The following is a 19595-nucleotide window of genomic DNA, read 5'->3' as shown; positions in this document are numbered from 1 at the left end:
CGGTCGCATGGCCGACGCGTACGCGGCGGCCGACGCCGTGCTGTTCCCGTCGACGTGGGAGGGCTTCGGCAACCCCCCGGTCGAGGCCGCCGTCCACCGCCGGCCGGCCGCCGTCGGCCGCTACCCGGTGGCCGAGGAGCTGCGCGACCTCGGCTTCCGCTGGTTCCCGCCCGACGACCCGGCCCCGCTGGCCGCCTTCCTCGCCGCCCCCGACCCCGGCCTGCTCGACCACAACGCCGGCCTCGTCCGCCGCCACCTGTCCCTCGCCGCCATGGAGGCCGCCCTGGCCGGCGTGCTGGCCGCGGCCGGCTGGCTACCGTGACCGCCGTGGACGACCCCGTCCGGGCCCGCCGCCGGCGCCTCGCCCGGCTGGCCGAGGTGGGCCGGCGGGCCGGCTACGGGCTGTTCGCCGTGGCCGTCGTGCTGTTCGTCGCCGGCGCCGCCACCCGGTTCACGTCCGGCCTGGTGACGGCCGTCGTCCCCTGCATGGTGGTCGGCTCGGTCGTGCTCGCGCCCGCCATCGTGCTCGGCTACGCGGCGCGCGCGGCCGAGCGAGAGGACGTGGAGCGGGGGCGCTAGGTTGCCGCCCATGGTGAAGGCAGCTGTGTGCGTCGGCATCGACCAGCCGCTCGAGATCCGCGACGACGTCGAGGTCGAGGCGCCGCACGCCGGCGAGGTCAGGGTCCGGATGGGCGCGTCGGGGGTCTGCCACTCGGACCTGTCGATCCAGAACGGCACCCTCATGTCCCAGATGCCGATCGTGCTCGGCCACGAGGGCGCCGGCGTGGTCGAGGAGGTCGGCGAGGGGGTCGAGGCCCTGGCCCCCGGCGACCACGTCGTCGTCTCCTGGGTCCCCCAGTGCGGCGACTGCTACTTCTGCGAGCACGAGCAGGGGCACCTGTGCGAGGCCAGCGGCCTCACCCTGGCCACCGGCGGCCTCGTCGACGGCACCACCCGGTTCTCCGCGGGCGGCACGCCGCTGTACCAGATGGCGTCGTCGGGCACCTTCGCCGAGCAGTCGATCGTGCCGGCCATCGGGGTCGTGAAGATCCCCGACGACATCCCCCTCACCGTCGCCGCGCTGATCGGCTGCGGCGTGCTCACCGGCGTCGGCGCCGCCCTCAACACCGCCGACATCCGCGAGGGCGACACGGTCGCCGTCATCGGGTGCGGCGGCGTGGGCCTCAACGTCATCCAGGGGGCGCGCATCGCCGGGGCCGGCGAGATCATCGCCGTCGACATGGTCGAGTCCAAGCTCCAGATGGCGAAGGAGTTCGGGGCGACGGCCACCGTCAACGCCGCCCAGGGCGACCCGGTCGGCCAGGTCATGGAGCTGACCTCGCAGCGGGGTGCCGACGTGGCCTTCGAGGTCATCGGCCTCGGCGCCACGATCGAGCAGACCGTCAACATGACCCGCAGGGGCGGGCAGGCCGTGCTCGTCGGCGTCCCCCGCATGGACGTGATGCTCCAGGTGCCGGCGTTCTTCGGCATGGTGCTGATGTCGAAGACGATCAAGGGCTGCTGGTACGGGTCGTCCAACGTGCAGCGCGACGTGCCCCGGCTGCTCGAGCTGTACCGCGACGGCCAGCTGAAGCTCGACGAGCTGATCAGCCGCACGATCACCGTCGACGAGGTGAACGACGCGTTCGAGGCGATGAAGACCGGCGAGGTCGCCCGCCAGGTCATCGACTACGGCCTCACCTGAGGGCGCTGCGGGTACCGTCCCCGCATCCGACTGCCCGCCCACCGCCGCCGCCGCCAGCTCCTCGACGTCGCGCTCGGCACGTTCGCCAGCCGCGGGTTCCACGCCACCTCGATGGCGGAGATCGCGGCCGCCGCCGGGGTCACCAAGCCCGTCCTCTACCAGCACTTCACCTCGAAGCGGGACCTGTACCTGGAGCTGCTCCAGGACGTGAGCGACCGGCTGCTGTCGGCCATCCGGGTGGCCGTCGAGGCCGCCGACCACCCTGGCCAGCGGGTGGAGGCCGGGTTCCGGGCCTACTTCCGGTTCGTGGCCGAGCACCCGGACGCCTTCCGGCTCCTCTTCGGCAGCGGCGCCCGCCGCGACGAGGAGTTCGCGGAGAAGGTCCGCGAGGTGGAGGACGTGATCGCCGCCGCCACGGCGGCCTGGATCGAGGCCGACATCGACGACGACCACCGCCGGCTGCTCGGCCACGCGCTCGTCGGGCTGGCCGAGGGCACCAGCCGCCACTGGGTGGCGGCCGGGCTCGACCTCGACCCCGACCTGCTCGCCCTGCGGGTCACGGACCTCGCCTGGGCCGGGCTCCGGGGGATCCGGCGGGTCGACGGCCCCGGCGCTACCGTTCGCCCATGACGCCAGCGCGGACCCCGAGGGCGGGCACGACCACGGCCGCCGGCGTGCTCACGATCGTCGTCAGCGTGCTGTGGGCGCTGCTCGGCATCGGCATCGTGATCTTCGGCGCGGCCGTCGACCAGGCCGACATCGTCGACGACTTCGACGTGGACCGCGACCTCCAGGACTCGATCTCCGGGATCCTCATCGGCGCCGGCGTGATCGTGCTGGCCATCTGCGCGTGGACGCTCATCCTCGGCATCAAGGTGCTCCAGCGCCGCTCGTGGGCCCGGTGGGGCACGGTGGCGACCTTCGCCCTCTTCTCGGCCCTGTTCCTGCTCGGCGTGGTGAGCTCGGCGTCGGCCAGCGACGGGACCAACCCGGGCCTCAACGTGATCGCCCTCGCCGTCTACGTCGCCATCGTGGTCCTGCTGCTCGTGAAGCCGACCGCCGACGACTTCGCCATGGCCACCGCGGCCGAGCAGGGCGGCGGCTACGGCGGGTGGGGCGGCCCCCAGCAGCCGGCCTGGGACCAGCAGCAGCAGTGGGGCAGCGGGTGGGCGGCCCCGCCGCCTCCCCCGCCGGGCCAGGGCCAGGGGTGGGGCCAGGGCTGGCCGCCCCCGCCGCCCCAGCCCTGACTCAGGCGCTCGGCTCGGTCCCCACCACCGACACGAACGACACGCACTCGCCCGGCGTGCCGCCGAGGTTGTGGGTGAGCCCGAGCGTGCGGCCCCGGTCGACGGTCGCCACCCGGCGCTCGGCCGGCGCCTCCCCCCGCAGCTGGAGCCAGCACTCGAACATCATCCGCAGCCCGGACGCGCCGATCGGGTGGCCGAAGGCCTTGAGCCCGCCGTCGGGGTTGACCGGCAGGTCGCCGTCGAGGTCGAACGTGCCGGCCAGCACCTCCTTCCAGGCCGACCCCCGCTCGGCGAAGCCCAGGTCCTCCATGAGCACGAGCTCGGTCGGCGTGAAGCAGTCGTGCACCTCCGCCATGGCCAGCTCGGTCCTCGGGTCCTCCACGCCGGCCTGCCGGTAGGCGTCGGCCGCCGACGCCACCACCTCGGGGAACGTGGTGAAGTCGTAGGACGGGTCGAGGTTGCCGGTGGCCGGCCCGGCCACGAACGACAGCGCCTTCACGTAGAGGGGCCGGTCGGTGTAGCGGTGGGCGTCCTCGGCCCGCACGACGACCGCCGCGGCCGACCCGTCGGACACGCCCGAGCAGTCGAACACGCCGAGGTCGCCGGCCACGAGCGGCGCCCCGCAGATCGTCTCCCTGGCCACCTGCTTGCGGAACTGGGCGCGCGGGTTGCGGGCCCCGTTCTGGTGGTTCTTCCAGGCGATCCTGGTGAGCACGTCCTTCATCTCGTCTCGGTCGACCCCGTACTTCGCCGCGTACGCGGGCGCGAGGAGGCTGAACCGGGCCGGCGCCGTCACCTCGGGCACGGTGCCGTCCGAGGGGATGGGCGACATGACGAGGCCCGAGTAGCCCGAGTCCTTGAGCTTCTCGACCCCGACGGCCATCGCCACGTCGAAGGCGCCGCTCGCGACCGCGTAGCAGGCGTTGCGCAGCGCCTCCGACCCGGTGGCGCACATGTTCTCCACCCGTGTGACCGGCTTGTTGTCGAGGCGCAGGGCGCGGCTGAGCGTGAGGCCGGACAGGCCCGAGCCCATCGTGCCGAGCCAGTAGGCGTCGACGTCGGCCGGGGTCACGCCGGCGGACGCGTAGGCGTCCGTCGCCGCGTCGATCAGGAGGTCGTCGGTCGAGCGGTCCCAGTGCTCGCCGAACGGGGTGCACCCCATCCCGACGATGGCGACCCGGTCACGGATGCCGTGCGATCCCATGACGCAAAGCTAGACGGGGCACCGCCCCGCCGGTCAGGCGTCGGGCCCGTCCTGGGGGTCGACGCCGGTCGAGTCCCGCTGGCTCGACGTGCCCACCGGCCGGTCCGTCGGCCCCTGGGTGCCGGTCTGCTCTCGGCCCGCCTCCTTGGCGTCGTCGCCCTGGATGTCCTCGCCCCGCCTGGTGCCGGGGTGGTGGGCCGGGCCCTCGCCGCCGGTCGGCACCGGGCCGCCCGACTCGGCCGCCGGCTGGGTGTCGCCGGGCGACGTCGTCCGGTCGCCCTCGACCGGCTTGGTGTCAGAGAGCTGGCGCTCCACGCTCTCGGCCCTGGCCTGCTGGCTCTCGCTGGTGTCGCTCAACGTGCCGCTCCTTCGCTCGACGCCTAGGCCGACGCCCGGCCCAGCGCGACGGCCGCCTCGCGGTGGAGCCGGCCGAAGTTGTAGTAGGCGGCGCAGGCGCCCTCGGAGGACACCATGCACGTCCCGATCGGCGTCTCCGGCGTGCACGCCGTGCCGAAGACCTTGCACTCCCAGGGCTTGATCACGCCCTTCAGCACCTCGCCGCACTGGCAGGCCTTGGGGTCGGCCACCCGCACGCCGGGCACGTCGAAGCGGGCCTCGGCGTCCCAGTCGGCGAAGGCCGGGCGGAGGCGCAGCGCGCTCTGGGAGATGAACCCGAGGCCCCGCCACTCGAAGTGGGGGCGCAGCTCGAACACCTCGGCCAGCACGGCGAGCGCCCGGGGGTTGCCCTCGTCGCGGACGATCCGCGTGTACTGGTTCTCGACCTCGCAGCGGCCCTCCCTGACCTGGGCGAGCAGCATGGCGATGGCCTGGAGCACGTCGAGGGGCTCGAACCCGGCGGTGACGAGCGGCTTGCCGTACTCCTTCGGCACGAACCGGTAGGGCCGGTTGCCGACCACCGTCGACACGTGCCCCGGGCCGAGGAACCCGTCGAGGCGGAGGTCGGGGGACTCGAGGATGGCCCTGATGGGCGGGACGATCGTGACGTGGTTGCAGAACACGCTGAAGTTCCGCACGCCCGAGGCCCTCGCCTTCAGCAGGGTCACGGCCGTCGACGGCGCCGTCGTCTCGAACCCGACGGCGAAGAACACCACCTGCCGGTCGGGGTGCTCCTCGGCGAGGCGCAGCGCGTCGAGCGGCGAGTAGACGAAGCGCACGTCCGCGCCCCTCGCCTTCGCCTCGAGCAGGCTGCCCCGCCCCCCGGGGACGCGCATCATGTCGCCGAACGAGGTGAACAGCACGCCCGGCGTCTCGGCCACGGCGATGGCGTCGTCCACCCGGCCCATCGGGATCACGCAGACGGGGCAGCCGGGGCCGTGGACGAGCTCGACGTTGCGGGGCAGGACGTGCTCGATGCCGTGCCGGTAGATCGTGTGGGTGTGGCCGCCGCACACCTCCATGAACTTGAACGGCTCGCCGGCGGCGAGGTCGGTGATCCTCGCCACGAGGGCCCTGGCGGCGGCCGGGTCGCGGTACTCGTCGACGAACCTCACGGCGCCGTCTCCCGCAGCAGCGCGACCTCGTCGTCGAAGCCCTGGCCCATCAGCTTCAGCCCCTCCAGCGCCCTGGCCGCCTCGACCTCGTCGATCCTCGACATGGCGAACCCCACGTGGATGAGCACCCAGTCGCCGGGGCCGACCCCCTCGTCCTCCAGCAGCCCGATGTTGATCGTGCGGCGCACGCCGGCGACCTCGACGCGCGCCAGGTGGTCGTTGTCGTCGACCATCTCCACGAGCCGGCCGGGGATCCCGAGGCACACGGCCGCTACCCCCGGTACTCGATCGACTCGAGGACGAGCTCGTCGCCGCCGGTGACCACGACCTCGACGGCGCCGCAGGCCGGGCAGGCGAGGATCTGCTCGTCGGCCTCGGACTCCTCGCCGCAGGCCCGGCACCTGGCCCGCACGGGCAGGAGCACGAGCTCGGGCGTGGCCGCCTCGGCCACCCCGCCCTGGGCGGCCACGAGGAACGACTGCTCGAAGGCGTCGGGGTGGACGTGGTGGAGGCGGCCGACCCGCACCCGCACGCGGGCGACGGGCCGGTCCCCGGCGCGCTCCTCCACCCGCTGGACGATCGCCGCGCACAGGCCCAGCTCGTGCACCGCTACATCGCCCGCATCTTGAGGTACCGCCGCAGGTCGGGCAGGGAGGCCCGCACGGCGTACCCGACGGCACCGAGGAAGGCGAGGGGCAGGAGGAATCGGCGGATCATCGGATCTCCCTTCCGGAGACGAGGTCGTCCACGACGTCGGCGGCCCGGTCGACGGCGGCCGCGACCGGCGGGGAGAGGCCCATGCCCTCCTCGACGTCGGCCGGCTCGCAGCCGACCAGCAGCAGGCGGCCGACCTCGCCGCCCATCCCGGCCACGGCGGCGAGCACCGAGCGGGGGTCCATGCGGTGGGCGTCGAGGGGCGGGGCGGCGTCGACGTCGACCTCGGGCTCGAGCACGTAGACCGTGCCGGGCGCCTCGCCCCTCGGCAGGGCGTCCACCAGCACGACGAGGTCGTAGCCGTCGAGCAGCTCGTAGGCCAGGTGCACGCCCCGGATGCCGTAGTCCTCCACCCGCACGCCGTCGGGCAGGGGCCGGTCGAGGAGGCGCCTCGCCACCTCGGGGCCGAAGCCGTCGTCGCCGTTGAACACGTTGCCGATCCCGGCCACGAGCGTCCTCGTCACCGCGGCTCGACCTCCTCGGGATGGAAGAACAGGAAGCGGCCCTCGGCGGCGTACAGGTCGGCGCCGGGGTCGTCGTCGAGCACGACCGCCACCTGGCAGCCGCCGTCGACGTCGGTGAACACTCCCTCGACCGTCGCCGGCCGCCCGGCGAGGAACAGGTCGTGGGCGTCGGCCCTGCGCCCCGGCCGGAGGGTCACCTTCGACCCCCGGCCGACGTCGGTGCCGCCGACGCTGACGGTGTCCTCCCACGGGTTCACCGTCGCGTCGGCGGCCGGCTCCCACCACGGCAGTGCCTCGTCGGTCGCCGCTGCCGGCCGCAGCGAGCGGACCGCCCCGTGGAGGCGCTCGAAGACCTCGGGCGGGAAGGCGTCGACCCGGTCGAGGATGGCCGCCGCCCGCACGTCGGTCGCCCGGGCCTCGGCCTTCTCCTCGTCGGTCAGGGTCAGCACCCGCAGGGCGAGGATCTCGTCGATCTCGGTGGCGTCGCACATGTCGCCCTGGCTCTCGGGGGCGACCTGGGGGTGGTCGTCGAGGATGATCGGGGCGGCCAGCACCGTCGAGCGGTCGCCCTCCTCGCCGACCAGCACCGGCCACAGCCCGTCGTTCGTGCACGACCGCACGGCGGCGGCCGCGAACTCCGGAGCGTCGCGGGGCGAGACGAAGCCGCCGTCGTGCACGTGCAGGAGGGCGTGGACGCCGACGAGCGACCGCCGCACGACGTCGTCGCGGTGCCCGCCGAGCTCGCACCAGCCGGTCAGGTTCTCGACGGCGACGTGGACGGTGGCGAGGGGCCACGGCCCGTGGACGTCCCCGACCGTGACGACCACTCGGCCGTCGACCGGCTCCCGGCTCCTCGTCACCCCGCCGTCCTGCTCGACGGCGGCGGGCAGGGCGACCGCCACCTCGTGGCGGCCGGGGGCGCGCAGGTCGATCCCGGCCAGGTCGACCTCCCGCTCCACGGCCTCGTCCCACGCCGGCGCCGACCCGTCGGCGGCCGCCGACCGGGCCTGCACGTGGAGGAAGCGCACGGTGACGTCCAGGGTGGCGTCGGCGCCGGTCTCGACGACGAGCCCGGCCGTGGCCGACCACCGCTCGGACCCGTCGGCCTCCGCGAACGGGCGGGGGGCCAGCACGCCGAACTGCCAACGGGCCCGGTTCTTGCCCGACGACGCCCGGTACGGGTACAGCACGTAGCCCTCGTAGAGGACGGCGTCGGCCACCCGCCTGGCCCGCTCGAAGGCTGCGGCCGCGGCCTGGCTGACCGGGCTCACGCCCCGGCCTCCTTCAGCAGCTGCTCCACGACCTGCTCCCAGGACGGGAGGGCCCGCTCCGCCTTGTAGCGGGCGAGCGCGTCGATCGTGTCCCGCTGGAGGCGGATCCACCCGCTGTTCGGGAAGTACAGGTCCATCACGTCCCGCCACACCGACACGGGCAGGCGGTACGGCGCCTCCACGTGCCACGGCACCGGCTCGACGGCGAGCCCGTCGCCCCGCCGGGAGAACACGGTGCCGTTGAACAGCAGCACGAGCGGCACCTCGCCCTCCTCCAGCGCGTGGAGGTACTTGGCCCCGGCCACCTCGAAGTCGTAGGTGACGGGCACGGGGAGGTCGACCTCCGTGCAGCCGGTGAAGGCGGGGACGGTCGTGCTCACGTGGCACCAGGCGAACGGGCGCAGCGACTCGCCCCACCGGCCCCGCTCGCCGAACATCTCGAGCAGGCGGTCGCCCTCGGTGTCGGAGTAGCGGCGGCGCTGCGGCTCGATTCTGACCTGGGCGCGCAGGGCGATGGCGTGGACGGGCTCGCCGCTCGGCTCGGTGACCGACAGGCGCAGGACGATGGTCGGCGCGGCCGCGTACGGCTCGGCCCGGCCGTCCACGACCTGCACGGCCAGGTCCCTCACGTCGCCCGCCCGTGCACGGTGGCGAAGAAGTCGTCCACCGCGGCCCGGGCCTCGGCGCCGCCGTCGAAGCCGCGCCACAGCCGGCGCAGGTGGCCGACGAGCTCGTAGCAGGCGTCGATGGGCACGACGTAGGCGGTCGTGGCGTCCCTGGTGGACCGCACGAGGAGGGCCTCGACGTCGGGGGCCAGGGTGGCGAGCACCGGGTTGGCGGCGACCACGTCCTCCCAGGCGTCGAGGGGCAGGAGCGACTCGGTGGCCCCCGCCGGGCTCGGGTAGAAGCCCGCCACCCGCCCGATCGTGGAGTTGTGGAAGAAGAAGGCCACGCCCACCGGCACCTGGAGCCGCTCCCAGCCGCCCGGCACGGAGAAGCCCTCGACGACCTCGTAGCGGTCGGGCACGGCCCGGTACCGGCGCCCGCCGGCGCCCCCCGGGGTGAACAGCAGCCAGCACCCCCGGCAGGTGCAGAGCAGGTTCCTCGCGTCGAGGTCGACGACGTGGTCGTGCCGGTCGGGCACCGGCTGGGCGCACATGTCGCAGCACTCGCCGGGCCGGGGCCGGGGCTTGCCGGCCCTGATGCGCTGGAGGACGGCCAGCGGGTCGTTCACCGGGCCGGCACCGCCAGCCGGGCCTCGCCGCCCTCGTCGACGAGCGGGAGGGGGTCGAGGTGCAGGTCGGTGCCGTCGAGGCTGCGCCCGGCCCGGGGCACGTCGAAGGCGGCCCCGCACGACGGGCAGCGGAGGGCGGCGCCGTCGAGGGTGGCCCCGGCCAGCTCCGCCCCGCAGGCCGGGCAGGCGCTGCGGTAGGCGAACAGCGCGGCGCCGACCCGGCACACGACGACGGGCACGCCCTCGACCACGAGCGCCTCCAGCCGGCCCGACCCGAGGGCCCTGAGCCCGTGGATCGGCACCCAGCCCGTGCCCTCGGCCGGCCGGCGCCCGAGCGCCACCGGCACCGGGCCGGGGCCGGGCGGGGCCGCCGGGCCGGCCCCCTCCACCTCGACCCGCTCGACCTCGGGGGCGGCCTCGAGGATGGCCCGCTCGACGGCGAGCTCCATGGTCACCGCCGACGACGGGCAGCCGTCGCAGCTGCCGTGGAGGCGCAGGTGGGCGACCCCCTCGTCGTCCACCCCGAGCAGCTCGACGTCCCCGCCGTGGGAGCCGAGGTACGGGCGCACCTCGTCGAGCGCGGCGGCCACCCGGTCCTCGACCGACTGCGGGTGCAGCCCGTGGAGGACGAGCAGCGTGGCCACCAGCTCGTCGCCGGCCATCCGGTCGACCAGGCCACGGTCCTCGCCGGCCAGCTCCAGCACGCGCGCCAGCCCGGCCCCGTACAGGTCGGTGACGAGGCCGACCAGCTCCTCCACCCGCTCGACGACCCGGGGCTCGGCCGAGCGCCGCAGGTCGACGAGGAGGCCCTCGATGCGGTCCCCGACGGCGCGCAGGTCGCGCCCGGGCGCCGCCCGGCCGCCGTCGGCGATGGCGGTGGCGGGGCCGCTCGGCGAGCGGGTGCCGGCGTCCGGGTGCACGTCGCCCGGCGTCAGGTCAGGTCCGGCATGCCGCTCGGCGAGTGCTCCTTGTGGAGCACCCTGCCCTTGCCGAGGTACATGTGCACGCCGCACGGGAGGCAGGGGTCGAAGCTGCGGACCGACCGCATGATGTCGATGCCCTTGAAGTTCTCGAGGCTGTTCTCCTCGAAGATCGGGCAGTCGATGACGGCGTCCTCGTAGGGCCCCGGGGTCCCGTACACGTCGCGCGGGTTGGCGTTCCACGGGGTCGGCGGGTACGGGTGGTAGTTGGCGATCTTCCCGCCCTTGATGACCATGTGGTGGGAGAGCACGCCCCGCACCGCCTCGGTGAACCCGCAGCCGATGCCCTCGTCGGGCACCTCGAACTCGGACCAGGTCTTCGTGTGGCCGGCCCGCACCTCGGCGAGCGCCTTCTCGGCGAAGTGCAGGGCGGCGGCCGCCGCGTAGGCCTGGAAGTAGGTCCTCGCCCGGTTCCGCTCGATCGTGTTCGACCACTGCGGGACCGTCCACTCGAAGGTGGCCTCGGGCTTCAGGGCCGTCCTCGGCAGGCGGATGACCACGCTGTGGCCGGTGGCGTCGAGGTAGTCGGTGTGGACGAGGCCGGACAGGGCCGTCGACCACAGGCGGGCGATCGGGCCGCCGCCGGTGTCGAGGGCCAGGTGGTCGGTGCCGTCGAACCACCGGGGCGACATCACCCAGCTGTACTTGCCGCCGAAGTCGCGCTTCTGGGGCGCCGGGTTCGTGTGCTGGTTCCACGGGTGGCGCCGGTCGACGGTGTTGCCGAGCGGGTCCTTGGTGACGAACATCTCCTGGTCCTCCCAGTCGTCGTAGTACGACGACCCGAGGAGGATGCGGATGCCGAGGTTGATGTCGACGAGGTCGTTCGTGACGAGCTTGCCGTCGACCACCACGCCGGGCGTGACGAACATGGCCCGGCCCCACTCGGTCATGTCCTTGTACTCGAAGTTGCACACGTCGGGGTCCTGGAAGGCGCCCCAGCAGCCGAGCAGGACCCGGCGCCGGCCGACCTCCTCGTAGCCCGGGAGCGCCTGGTAGAAGAAGTCGAACAGGTCGTCGTGCATGGGCACGACCTTCTTCATGAACTCCACGTAGCGCATCAGCCGGGTGATGTAGTCGGTGAACAGCTGCACGGTGGCCGTCACGCCGACCCCGCCCGGGTACAGGGTCGAGGGGTGCACGTGGCGCCCCTCCATCAGGCAGAACATCTCCCGCGTGTACCGGGACACCTGGAGGGCCTCGCGGTAGAACTCGCCGGAGAACGGGTTGAGCGACCGCATGATGTCGCCGATCGTGCCGTACCCGTGCATCTCCGCGTGCGGGGCCTCGGCGCGGTTGGCCTGCTCGAGCACGCCGGGGTTGGTCTCGGCGACCATCTTCTCGCAGAAGTCGACCCCGACCAGGTTCTCCTGGAAGATGTTGTGGTCGAACATGTACTCGGCCGCCTCGCCGAGGTTGACGATCCACTCGCCGAGGTGGGGCGGGCGGACGCCGTAGGCCATGTTCTGCGCGTAGCAGGAGCAGCAGGCGTGGTTGTCGCCGCAGATCCCGCAGATCCGGCTGGTGATGAAGTGGGCGTCGCGGGGGTCCTTGCCCTTCATGAACACCGAGTAGCCCCGGAAGATCGACGACGTGCTGTGGCACTCGACGACCTTGCCCTGGTTGAAGTCGATCTTCGTGTAGATGCCGAGGCTGCCGACGATCCGGGTGATCGGGTCCCAGGCCATCTCGACGAGGCCGTCGGTGCCCGTCCCCGTCGTGGTCGGGCGGGTGGTCGTGGCCATGCCGCTACCTCCGGAGGTCCTGGAAGCCGGAGAGGAGCCGGTCGCTCTTCCTCCGCCACTTCGGTTCCTTGTCGACCGTCCGGGCGGTGATCCCCCGGAGGCCCCTGACCACCGAGCCGTAGAGCCCGCTCATCTTCGTGGAGACGTGCGCGCCGGGTGGCTCGTCCATGAACGGCATGAACTTGTCCGGGAAGCCGGGCATCGTGCAACCGATGCAGATGCCGCCGACGTTGGGGCAGCCGCCGATGCCGTTGATCCAGCCCCGCTTGGGGACGTTGCACTTGACCACCGGGCCCCAGCAGCCGAGCTTGACGATGCACTTCGGCGAGCCGTACTCGGTGGCGAAGTCGCCCTGCTCGTAGTAGCCGGCCCGGTCGCAGCCCTCGTGGACGGTCATGCCGAACAGCCACTGGGGCCGCAGGGCGTCGTCGAGGGGGATCATCGGGGCCTGCCCGGTCGCCTGGTAGAGCAGGTAGAGGATCGTCTCGGAGAGGTTGTCCGGGTGGATCGGGCAGCCGGGGACGCAGACGATCGGGATGCCGGCCTTGGACTTCCAGTCCCAGCCGAGGTAGTCGGGCACCCCCATGGCGCCGGTGGGGTTCCCCGCCATGGCGTGGATGCCGCCGTAGGTGGCGCAGGTGCCGACGGCGAGGACGGCGAGCGCCTTCGGGGTCAGGCGGTCGAGCCACTCACTGGTCGTCATCGGCTGGTCGGTGTCGGGGTTGTTCCCGAACCCGCACCAGTAGCCCTCGCGCTTGATCGCCTCGTTCGGGATCGACCCCTCGACGACGAGTACGAACGGCTCCAGCTCGCCCCGGTCGGCCTTGAAGAACCACTCGAGGAAGTCGTCGGCCCCGCCGTTCGGGCCGCACTCGAAGTCGATGAGCGGCCAGTGGACGGCGATCTTCGGCAACCCGGGCAGGGCGCCGAGGGCGATCTCCTCGATGCTCGGCTGGGTCGCCGCGGTCAGGGCGACCGAGTCGCCGTCGCAGCTGAGCCCGGCGTTGATCCAGAGCACGTGGATGACGGTCTCGTCCGGTGGTGCCTCGGTCGTGGACACGGCAGGACCTCCGCGCAGTGGGCAGGCCCGCGCATCGTGCGCCGCCGGTCAGTCGCTGTAAATGCGTGGACTTCGCACCTATCCGACGATCGCCTCACGAAGGGCGGGGATGCCGGTGAACGAACCGCCGGCGAGCGACTGCACGCCGAGCCCCCACGCCACGGCCGCCACCACGTCGGCGAGGCTGCCCCACGTCCACGCGTCGGCGTAGAGGAAGGCGAGGCCGAGCGGGAGGGCGACGGCCGCCGCCAGCAGGGTGGCGAGCAGCTCGACGCGGCGGATGCGGGCGCGGAGCTCGGCCGGCGTCGGGAGGTCGACGGGCTCGACCGGCTCCCGGCGGCGGGGCTCGACCGGCGGCATGACGGGCCGCTCGGCCGCCGCGGCGGCGCCGCCGTCGAGGGCCGGCGCGCCGAGGGGGACGGCGTCGGGCCGCGCCGCGGCGACGGCGTCGAGGGCGGCCAGGAGCGCGGCCCTGGCCGCGGCCGGCTCGGTGTCGACCAGGCGGCCGGCCCGGCGCACGGCCTCGGTCGCCTCCGCGTCGCCGGCCGCCGCCCGCGCCGCCGCCTCGGACAGCACCCGCAGCTCGGCGGCGAGGACCGCCTTGGCGTCCTGCAGCCAGTCGCGCCTCGTGGTGTCCCGCAGCGCCCTGACCGGTGCCGTCAGTGCGGCCCAGTCCGCCTCGGAGAGGCCGAGCGCCGGGTGGGGGCCGGTCTCGAGGTCGGTCGTGACCTGGGCCGACACCGCGACGGCGGCCTCCCTGCGAGCCTCGTCGACGGCGGCGACGGCGTCCTCGGGCCGGCCGGCGGCGACCAGGGCGGCGGCGTGGTCGAGGCGGGCGTCGGCCGGCGCCCTCGCCGCCTCGTCGAGCTGGCGGGCGACGTCGGCCCGGAGCCACTCGATCTGCTGGGTGAGCGCCTCGGCCACGGCGGCGTCGAACGCCGCCGCCAGGGCGGCCACGGCGGCGGCCGGGTCGTCGGTGGTGGCCTCCCGCTCCCCGGCCAGCTCCTCGCCGAGCGCCGCGGCCCGCTCCCGGAAGCCGCCGACGGGCGGGCGGGTGGCAGTGACCCGGCGCCACAGGTCGACCCAGGCCGGGAGTGCCCTGACCCGGTGGGCCAGGTCGGTGGCCCGCGCCTCGGCCGCCGCGGTGTCGTCGGGCGAGGCGTCGGCCGCGGCCCGGCGGACGTCGGCGGACAGGCCGTCGAACACCGTCGCCTCGGTGGCGTCGCGGACGGCGACGCGCCGCCGCAGCCGCTGCACCTCGTCTTGGAGCCGGCTGAGGACGAGCACCAGCTGGTAGCGGCCCCTGCGGTCCCGCCACAGCCGCCGCAGCCAGTACGACAGGAGGAGCCCGGCCGCGATGCAGGCCAGCGGCCACCACGCCGACCGGCGCACGGTCACCGTGTACTGGCGGTCGACGGGCGCGGCGCCGTCCTCGGCGAAGCGGAGGGTGACGGCGTTGCTCGCCGCCGCGGCGGGCAGCCGGAGGCGCACGGCCAGCTCCACCGTCCCGCCGCCCGGCACCGTGAACGTCGGGTCCCCGCCGGTGAGCGCGTCCCACACGACCCGGTCCCCGCCGGCGTTGCCCGGGGTCACGTCGGTGACCCGCAGGACGGCGCCGTCGTCGTGGCCGGTCGCGTCTTCGCCGGTGGTGTGCAGCACCAGCCGGGGCAGCGCCACCTGGACGGTGCGCCCGGTCGTCTCCGTCACCGACACGTGGTGGTCGACGACGGCCGGCGTGCGCAGCCCCGTCGTCGCCCGCTCGACGGTCGCGTCGGTCACCTCGATGGTCGACGCCCGCCGGGTGCGGGTGACCGCGACGGCGACGGGCGGGTCGGTGACCCCGTCGTGGGCCAGGCGGAGCTCGCTGCGGTAGGTGGCGCCGAAGGGCAGGTCGGCCTCGACGTGGAGCACGGCCCGCCCCCCGGCGTCCACGTCCTCGGTGTCGAGCTCCCAGGTGGCCTCGACGGGCTCGCCGCCCTCGGCCACGAACGGGTCGACCGTGGCGCTCAGGCCGGAGAGGCCGCCGTCGCCCGCGTACACGGGGAGGTCGAGGGCGAACGCGCCGGCCTGGCTGGTGACGGCCAGGCCCTCGTCGCCGGCCCCGGCGACGACCGCCGGCCCGGGCGGCCGGGTGGCCCGCACGGTGAGCAGCGAGGCCCAGGCGCCCGAGCCCGAGCGGCCGACGACGGAGGCCTCGGCCGTGCCCGGCCGGTCGCTCGCCACCGTCACCCGCAGCGGCACCTGGCCGCCGCCCACGTTGAGGGTGATCGCCGTGCCCGTCGCCCCGCCACCGGCCAGCTCGACGCTGACCGGGCCGTCGGCGTCGACCAGCAGCGCCACCGGGCCGCCCGCCGCGCCGGCCGCTGGGCGGAGGAAGAGGGTGCGGGTGACGGCCGAGCCGTCGGCCGGGACCTCGACCTCGAGCGGGCCGTCGATGCCCCGCCCGCCGGGCCGGTCGGCCACGACCACGCCGGTGGCGGCCCCGGCCGGGGACGCGGGGACCAGGGCGAGGACGGCGAGGACGGCGATGGCCACGGCAGCCGCGGCGCGCCCCGGCGGTGTCGGCACGCCGGCGGAACCTAGCGACCCGCTCCGCGCCGGCGGGGGACGCTAGGTGGTGGCCGCCGCCACCGCCGCCTGGCCGACGCTGATCCCGCCGTCGTTCGGGGGCACGACCCGGTGGGTGAGCACGGCCAGGCCGGCCAGGGCGACCACCTCCTCCACCACGGCCGACAGCCGGGCGTTCTGGAACACGCCGCCGGAGAGCACGACGGCGTCGACCCCGGTGCGCCGGGCGAGCGCCACCGCCGCCGCCCCCGCGGCCCGGCCGACGGCCTCGTGGAAGCCGGCGGCCACCACGGGCACGGGCACGCCGGCCGCGGCGTCGGCCACCACGGCGGCGACCACCGGCGCGGGGTCGAGCACGAGCAGGCCGCCGTCGCCCTCGCCCACCGCCATCTCGTAGCTCGCCGCCTCCGCCCTCGGCACCCCGCGCGCCATGGCCTCGAGCTCGGCCGCCGCCTGGGCCTCGTAGGTCACCGTGCCCCGCAGCCCGAGCAGGGCCGCGACCGCGTCGAACAGGCGGCCCACGCTGGTCGTCACCGGCCCCTTGCCCCTGGCCGCCAGGTCGGCCACGGCCGCGGCCCGCTCGCCGGCGTAGGGCGGGGCCAGGCCGGCGGCCGTCGCCCACGCCACCGCCATCCGCCACGGCTCCCGCACGGCCGCGGCGCCGCCCGGCATCGTCACCGGCGCGAGGTGTCCGAGCCGCTGGCACGACCGCAGGTCGGCCAGCAGCAGCTCGCCGCCCCACATGGTGCCGTCGTCGCCGTAGCCGAGCCCGTCGAAGGCCACGCCGACCACCGGCTCGGTGCGCCCGTGCTCGACCAGGCAGGACGCGACGTGGGCGTGGTGGTGCTGCACGGCGACGGGGTCGAGGTCGAGCTCGAGGGCGAACTTCGTGGACAGGTACTCGGGGTGGCGGTCGTGGGCGACGACCTCGGGGACGACCCGGTACAGCCCGCACAGGTGGTCGACGGCCTGCAGGAACGAGCGCCAGGTGGCGAGGTGCTCGAGGTCGCCGATGTGGTGGCTGGCCACCACGCCGGCCCCGGTCGTCACCGCCACCGTGCTCTTCAGCTCGGGGCCGACGGCGAGCACGGGCCGGAGGGCCGGGACCGGGAGGGCGAGCGGCTCGGGCGCGTACCCCCGCGACCGGCGCAGGAGCTGGAGGCCGGCCGGCGTCGCCCTCGCCACCGAGTCGTCGCAGCGGACGTGGATGGGCCGGTCGTGGGTGAGCAGGCCGTCGACCATGGGGCCGAGGCGGGCGACGGCGTCGTCGTCCTCGTGGGCGATCGGCTCGTCGCTCACGTTGCCGCTCGTGAGCACGATCGGCCGGCCCACCCCCCGCACGAGCAGGTGGTGCAGCGGCGAGTACGGCAGGAACACGCCGACCTCCGCCAGGCCGGGGGCGACCCCGCCGGCCAGGGCCGCGCCCGGGCGGGCGGGGGCGAGGACGATCGGCCGGCGGGGCGAGGCGAGGGCGGCCTCGGCGGCGGCGTCGAGGTGCACGACGGCGCGCGCCCCGTCGACGTCGGCGACCATCACGGCGAAGGGCTTGTCGTCCCTGGCCTTGCGCCGCCGCAGCTCGCCGACGGCCCGCCCGTCGGTGGCATCGACGGCGAGGTGGTAGCCGCCGACCCCCTTCACGGCCACGACCGCGCCGGAGCGCAGGGCGGCCACGGCGGCGTCGAGGGCGTCGTCGCCGCCCGCCAGCGCCGTGCCGTCGGGCGAGCGCCAGGCCAGCCGCGGCCCGCACGCCGGGCAGGCGTTGGGCTGGGCGTGGAAGCGCCGGTCGGCCGGGTCGTCGTACTCCCGCCGGCACTCGGCGCACATGGTGAACCCGGCCATCGTCGTCGCCGGCCGGTCGTAGGGCACCGCCACCGTGATCGTGTAGCGGGGCCCGCAGTCCGTGCAGTTGGTGAACGGGTAGCGGTGCCGGCGGTCGGCCGGGTCGTCGACCTCGGCCAGGCAGGCGGCGCACGCCGCCGTGTCCACGCTGACGGCCACCGACGGCGGGCCGCCGCCGTGGCTCTCGACGATCGCGAAGCCGGCGCCGCCGCCCGGCGGGACGGCCTCGGCCTCCACGGCCGTCACCCGGGCCAGCGGCGGCGGGCGGGTGGCCACCAGCCGGCACAGCTCCTCCACGCCGGCGGCCGGCCCCTCGGCCTCGATCAGCACGCCGGCGCTGTCGTTCAAAACGAAACCCGTGAGGCCGAGCGCCACCGCCTCGCGGTACACGAACGGGCGGAAGCCGACCCCCTGGACGGTCCCCCTGACCCGGATCCGGCGCCGCTCGGTCAGCAAATGCGGGGCAGCGGGTCGCCCACGAGCATGTCGACGATGCGGGTGCCGCCGAAGGACGTGAGCAGCACGACGACGCCGGCCGGGTCGTCCCGCACCTCGCCCACCACCGCCGCGTCCGCCCCGAGCGGGTCGGCCCGCAGCGCGGCCACGGCCGCGTCGGCCTCGCCGGCCGGCACCACGGCGACGAGCTTCCCCTCGTTGGCCACGTACAGCGGGTCGATGCCGAGCAGGTCGCAGGCCCCCGCCACCTCGGGCCGCACCGGCAGCCGGGCCTCGTCCAGCACCACGGCGACGTTCGCCGCCCTGGCCAGCTCGTTGGCGACGGTGCCGAGACCGCCCCTCGTGGGGTCGCGCAGCCAGCGGGTGCCCGGCGCAGCCTCGAACAGCGCCTCGACGAGGCCGCCGAGCGGCGCCGTGTCCGAGCGGACGTCGGCCTCGATGGCGAGGTCGCCCCTGGCCAGCATCACGGCCGTCCCGTGGTCGCCGATCGTGCCCGACACGACGACGGCGTCGCCCGGCCGCACCCGGTCGGCGGCGAGCGTGCGGCCGGCCGGGATCACGCCGACCCCGGCCGTCGTCACGTAGAGCCCGTCCGCCTGCCCCCGGCCGACCACCTTGGTGTCGCCGGCCACGATGGCCACGCCCGCAGCCGCCGCCGCCTCGGCCATGTCGGCCACCACCGACCGCAGCTCGTCGACGGTCAGCCCCTCCTCGAGCACGAACGCGGCGGACAGCCAGCGGGGCCGGGCGCCGACCATGGCGAGGTCGTTCACGGTGCCGTGCACGGCGAGGTGGCCGATGCTGCCGCCCGGGAACCGCCGGGGCTGCACGACGAACGAGTCGGTGGTGAAGGCGACGCGGTCGCCGCCGGGCAGCTCGAGGGTGGCCGCGTCGGCCAGCGCGGCGAGGTGGTCGTTGGCGAACGCGTCGAGGAACACGGCGTCCACCAGCGCGGCCGACGCCTTGCCGCCCGCCCCGTGGGCGAGGGTGACGACGTCGTCCAGCAGGCGGGGCCGCCGGCGCCGGAACGCCTCGATCCGGTCGAGGACGGCGGACTCGCGCCCGTCGGCGGTCATGGCGCCTCCCCGAGGGCCGACTGCACGCCGGCCCACAGCGCGGCGGCCAGCGCCGCCTGGGTCTCCTGGATGCGGTGCACGCTGTCGGCCCTGACGACGAGGCAGTGGTCGACGTCGGGCGAGGCCGCCATGCGGCCGCCGTCGTAGCCGGCGAGGCCGACGGTCAGCAGGCCGCGGCGCCTCGCCTCGGCGAAGGCGACGAGGAGGTTCTCGGAGTTGCCGCTCGTCGACAGACCGACGGCCACGTCGCCGGCCCTCGCGTGGGCGATGAGCTGGCGGGAGAACACGAGGTCGAAGCCGACGTCGTTGCCGAGGGCGGTGAGCACGGCCGTCTCCGCGGCGAGCGAGCGGGCCGGCAGCGGGCGGCCCCACGGCGGGCGGAGGAACAGGGCGACGACCGACGCCGCGTCGGTGGCGCTGCCGCCGTTGCCGAACGCGAACAGCCGGCCGCCGGCGGCGAACCGGCCGGCCATCGCCGCGGCCGCCGCGTCGAGCTCCGGCGCGGCGGTGTCCAGGGTGGCCGT

Annotated in this window: 21 protein-coding genes; 5 read left to right on the top strand and 16 right to left on the bottom strand. The window is 75.2% G+C overall.

The genetic code is table 11. The features are described from left to right. The 5 genes from VGB14_05615 to VGB14_05595 all read left to right on the top strand — a co-directional run. Positions 1-322, top strand: a 322-nt coding sequence (locus tag VGB14_05615) for a hypothetical protein (GenBank protein HEX9992387.1), incomplete at its 5' end; no start/stop codon positions are given. 5 nt (positions 323-327) lie between these two features. Further along, positions 328-579 carry a hypothetical protein gene (locus tag VGB14_05610; GenBank protein HEX9992386.1) on the top strand — a complete coding sequence of 84 codons (252 nt, stop codon included), beginning with the start codon at positions 328-330 and terminating at the stop codon, positions 577-579. Between the two features lie 10 nt (positions 580-589). Next, positions 590-1705 carry a Zn-dependent alcohol dehydrogenase gene (locus VGB14_05605; GenBank protein ID HEX9992385.1) on the top strand — a complete coding sequence of 372 codons (1116 nt, stop codon included), beginning with the start codon at positions 590-592 and terminating at the stop codon, positions 1703-1705. 24 nt (positions 1706-1729) lie between these two features. Further along, positions 1730-2335, top strand: coding sequence for a TetR family transcriptional regulator (locus tag VGB14_05600; protein HEX9992384.1), 606 nt, complete (start codon positions 1730-1732; stop codon positions 2333-2335). Beyond that, positions 2332-2952 (top strand): hypothetical protein, encoded by a 621-nt coding sequence (locus VGB14_05595; GenBank protein HEX9992383.1) that lies wholly within the window; start codon positions 2332-2334, stop codon positions 2950-2952. The genes VGB14_05600 and VGB14_05595 overlap by 4 nt, the downstream gene beginning before the upstream one ends. A gap of 1 nt (position 2953) precedes the next feature. On the opposite strand, the gene VGB14_05590 is transcribed toward VGB14_05595, so the two are convergent. From VGB14_05590 to VGB14_05515, 16 genes are all read right to left on the bottom strand, one after another. Next, a complete protein-coding gene (locus tag VGB14_05590; GenBank protein HEX9992382.1) occupies positions 2954-4156 on the bottom strand; it encodes an acetyl-CoA acetyltransferase in 1203 nt (400 codons plus the stop codon). A gap of 33 nt (positions 4157-4189) precedes the next feature. Further along, positions 4190-4513 (bottom strand): hypothetical protein, encoded by a 324-nt coding sequence (locus tag VGB14_05585; protein HEX9992381.1) that lies wholly within the window; start codon positions 4511-4513, stop codon positions 4190-4192. 23 nt (positions 4514-4536) lie between these two features. Then, the gene (gene hypD / locus VGB14_05580) at positions 4537-5667 is read right to left on the bottom strand and encodes a hydrogenase formation protein HypD (GenBank protein ID HEX9992380.1); all 1131 of its coding nucleotides are present in this window, start codon (positions 5665-5667) and stop codon (positions 4537-4539) included. Next, complete coding sequence (locus tag VGB14_05575; GenBank protein HEX9992379.1) at positions 5664-5933, bottom strand: HypC/HybG/HupF family hydrogenase formation chaperone; 270 nt, start codon at positions 5931-5933, stop codon at positions 5664-5666. The genes hypD and VGB14_05575 overlap by 4 nt, the downstream gene beginning before the upstream one ends. A gap of 5 nt (positions 5934-5938) precedes the next feature. Next, entirely contained in the window at positions 5939-6274 is a 336-nt protein-coding gene (locus VGB14_05570; GenBank protein HEX9992378.1) for a hydrogenase maturation nickel metallochaperone HypA, read from the bottom strand. 106 nt (positions 6275-6380) lie between these two features. Beyond that, entirely contained in the window at positions 6381-6845 is a 465-nt protein-coding gene (locus VGB14_05565) for a hydrogenase maturation protease (protein HEX9992377.1), read from the bottom strand. Beyond that, entirely contained in the window at positions 6842-8116 is a 1275-nt protein-coding gene (locus VGB14_05560; GenBank protein ID HEX9992376.1) for a hypothetical protein, read from the bottom strand. Before VGB14_05560 ends, VGB14_05565 begins: the two co-directional genes overlap by 4 nt. After that, complete coding sequence (locus VGB14_05555; GenBank protein ID HEX9992375.1) at positions 8113-8745, bottom strand: DUF6084 family protein; 633 nt, start codon at positions 8743-8745, stop codon at positions 8113-8115. Before VGB14_05555 ends, VGB14_05560 begins: the two co-directional genes overlap by 4 nt. Beyond that, positions 8742-9350, bottom strand: coding sequence for a DUF5947 family protein (locus VGB14_05550; GenBank protein HEX9992374.1), 609 nt, complete (start codon positions 9348-9350; stop codon positions 8742-8744). Before VGB14_05550 ends, VGB14_05555 begins: the two co-directional genes overlap by 4 nt. Beyond that, on the bottom strand, positions 9347-10270 hold the full coding sequence (locus tag VGB14_05545; protein ID HEX9992373.1) for a NifU family protein: 924 nt from the start codon (positions 10268-10270) through the stop codon (positions 9347-9349). Before VGB14_05545 ends, VGB14_05550 begins: the two co-directional genes overlap by 4 nt. Before the next feature lie 11 nt (positions 10271-10281). Beyond that, the gene (locus VGB14_05540; protein ID HEX9992372.1) at positions 10282-12072 is read right to left on the bottom strand and encodes a nickel-dependent hydrogenase large subunit; all 1791 of its coding nucleotides are present in this window, start codon (positions 12070-12072) and stop codon (positions 10282-10284) included. 4 nt (positions 12073-12076) lie between these two features. Next, a complete protein-coding gene (locus VGB14_05535; GenBank protein ID HEX9992371.1) occupies positions 12077-13132 on the bottom strand; it encodes a hypothetical protein in 1056 nt (351 codons plus the stop codon). Positions 13133-13210: 78 nt separating this feature from the next. Beyond that, positions 13211-15700, bottom strand: a complete 2490-nt coding sequence (locus VGB14_05530) for a hypothetical protein (protein ID HEX9992370.1) — start codon at positions 15698-15700, stop codon at positions 13211-13213. 42 nt (positions 15701-15742) lie between these two features. After that, complete coding sequence (gene hypF / locus VGB14_05525; protein ID HEX9992369.1) at positions 15743-17995, bottom strand: carbamoyltransferase HypF; 2253 nt, start codon at positions 17993-17995, stop codon at positions 15743-15745. Next, entirely contained in the window at positions 17989-19071 is a 1083-nt protein-coding gene (hypE, locus tag VGB14_05520) for a hydrogenase expression/formation protein HypE (protein ID HEX9992368.1), read from the bottom strand. The genes hypF and hypE overlap by 7 nt, the downstream gene beginning before the upstream one ends. Further along, positions 19068-19595, bottom strand: a 528-nt coding sequence (locus tag VGB14_05515) for an SIS domain-containing protein (protein ID HEX9992367.1), incomplete at its 5' end; no start/stop codon positions are given. The genes VGB14_05515 and hypE, both read right to left, overlap by 4 nt.

Source organism: Acidimicrobiales bacterium, from assembly GCA_036399815.1.
In the GTDB taxonomy this organism is placed as follows: domain Bacteria; phylum Actinomycetota; class Acidimicrobiia; order Acidimicrobiales; family DASWMK01; genus DASWMK01.
The sequence above is the reverse complement of the archived record's forward strand: the minus strand, read 5'-3'. Positions and strand labels throughout refer to the sequence as shown.

Coding starts and splice junctions, on each gene's coding strand:
- VGB14_05590 (HEX9992382.1), bottom strand. CDS start 4,156: ATGGGATCGCACGGCATCCGTGACCGGGTCGCCATCGTCGGGATGGGG.
- hypE (HEX9992368.1), bottom strand. CDS start 19,071: ATGACCGCCGACGGGCGCGAGTCCGCCGTCCTCGACCGGATCGAGGCG.
- VGB14_05605 (HEX9992385.1), top strand. CDS start 590: ATGGTGAAGGCAGCTGTGTGCGTCGGCATCGACCAGCCGCTCGAGATC.
- VGB14_05595 (HEX9992383.1), top strand. CDS start 2,332: ATGACGCCAGCGCGGACCCCGAGGGCGGGCACGACCACGGCCGCCGGC.
- VGB14_05540 (HEX9992372.1), bottom strand. CDS start 12,072: ATGGCCACGACCACCCGCCCGACCACGACGGGGACGGGCACCGACGGC.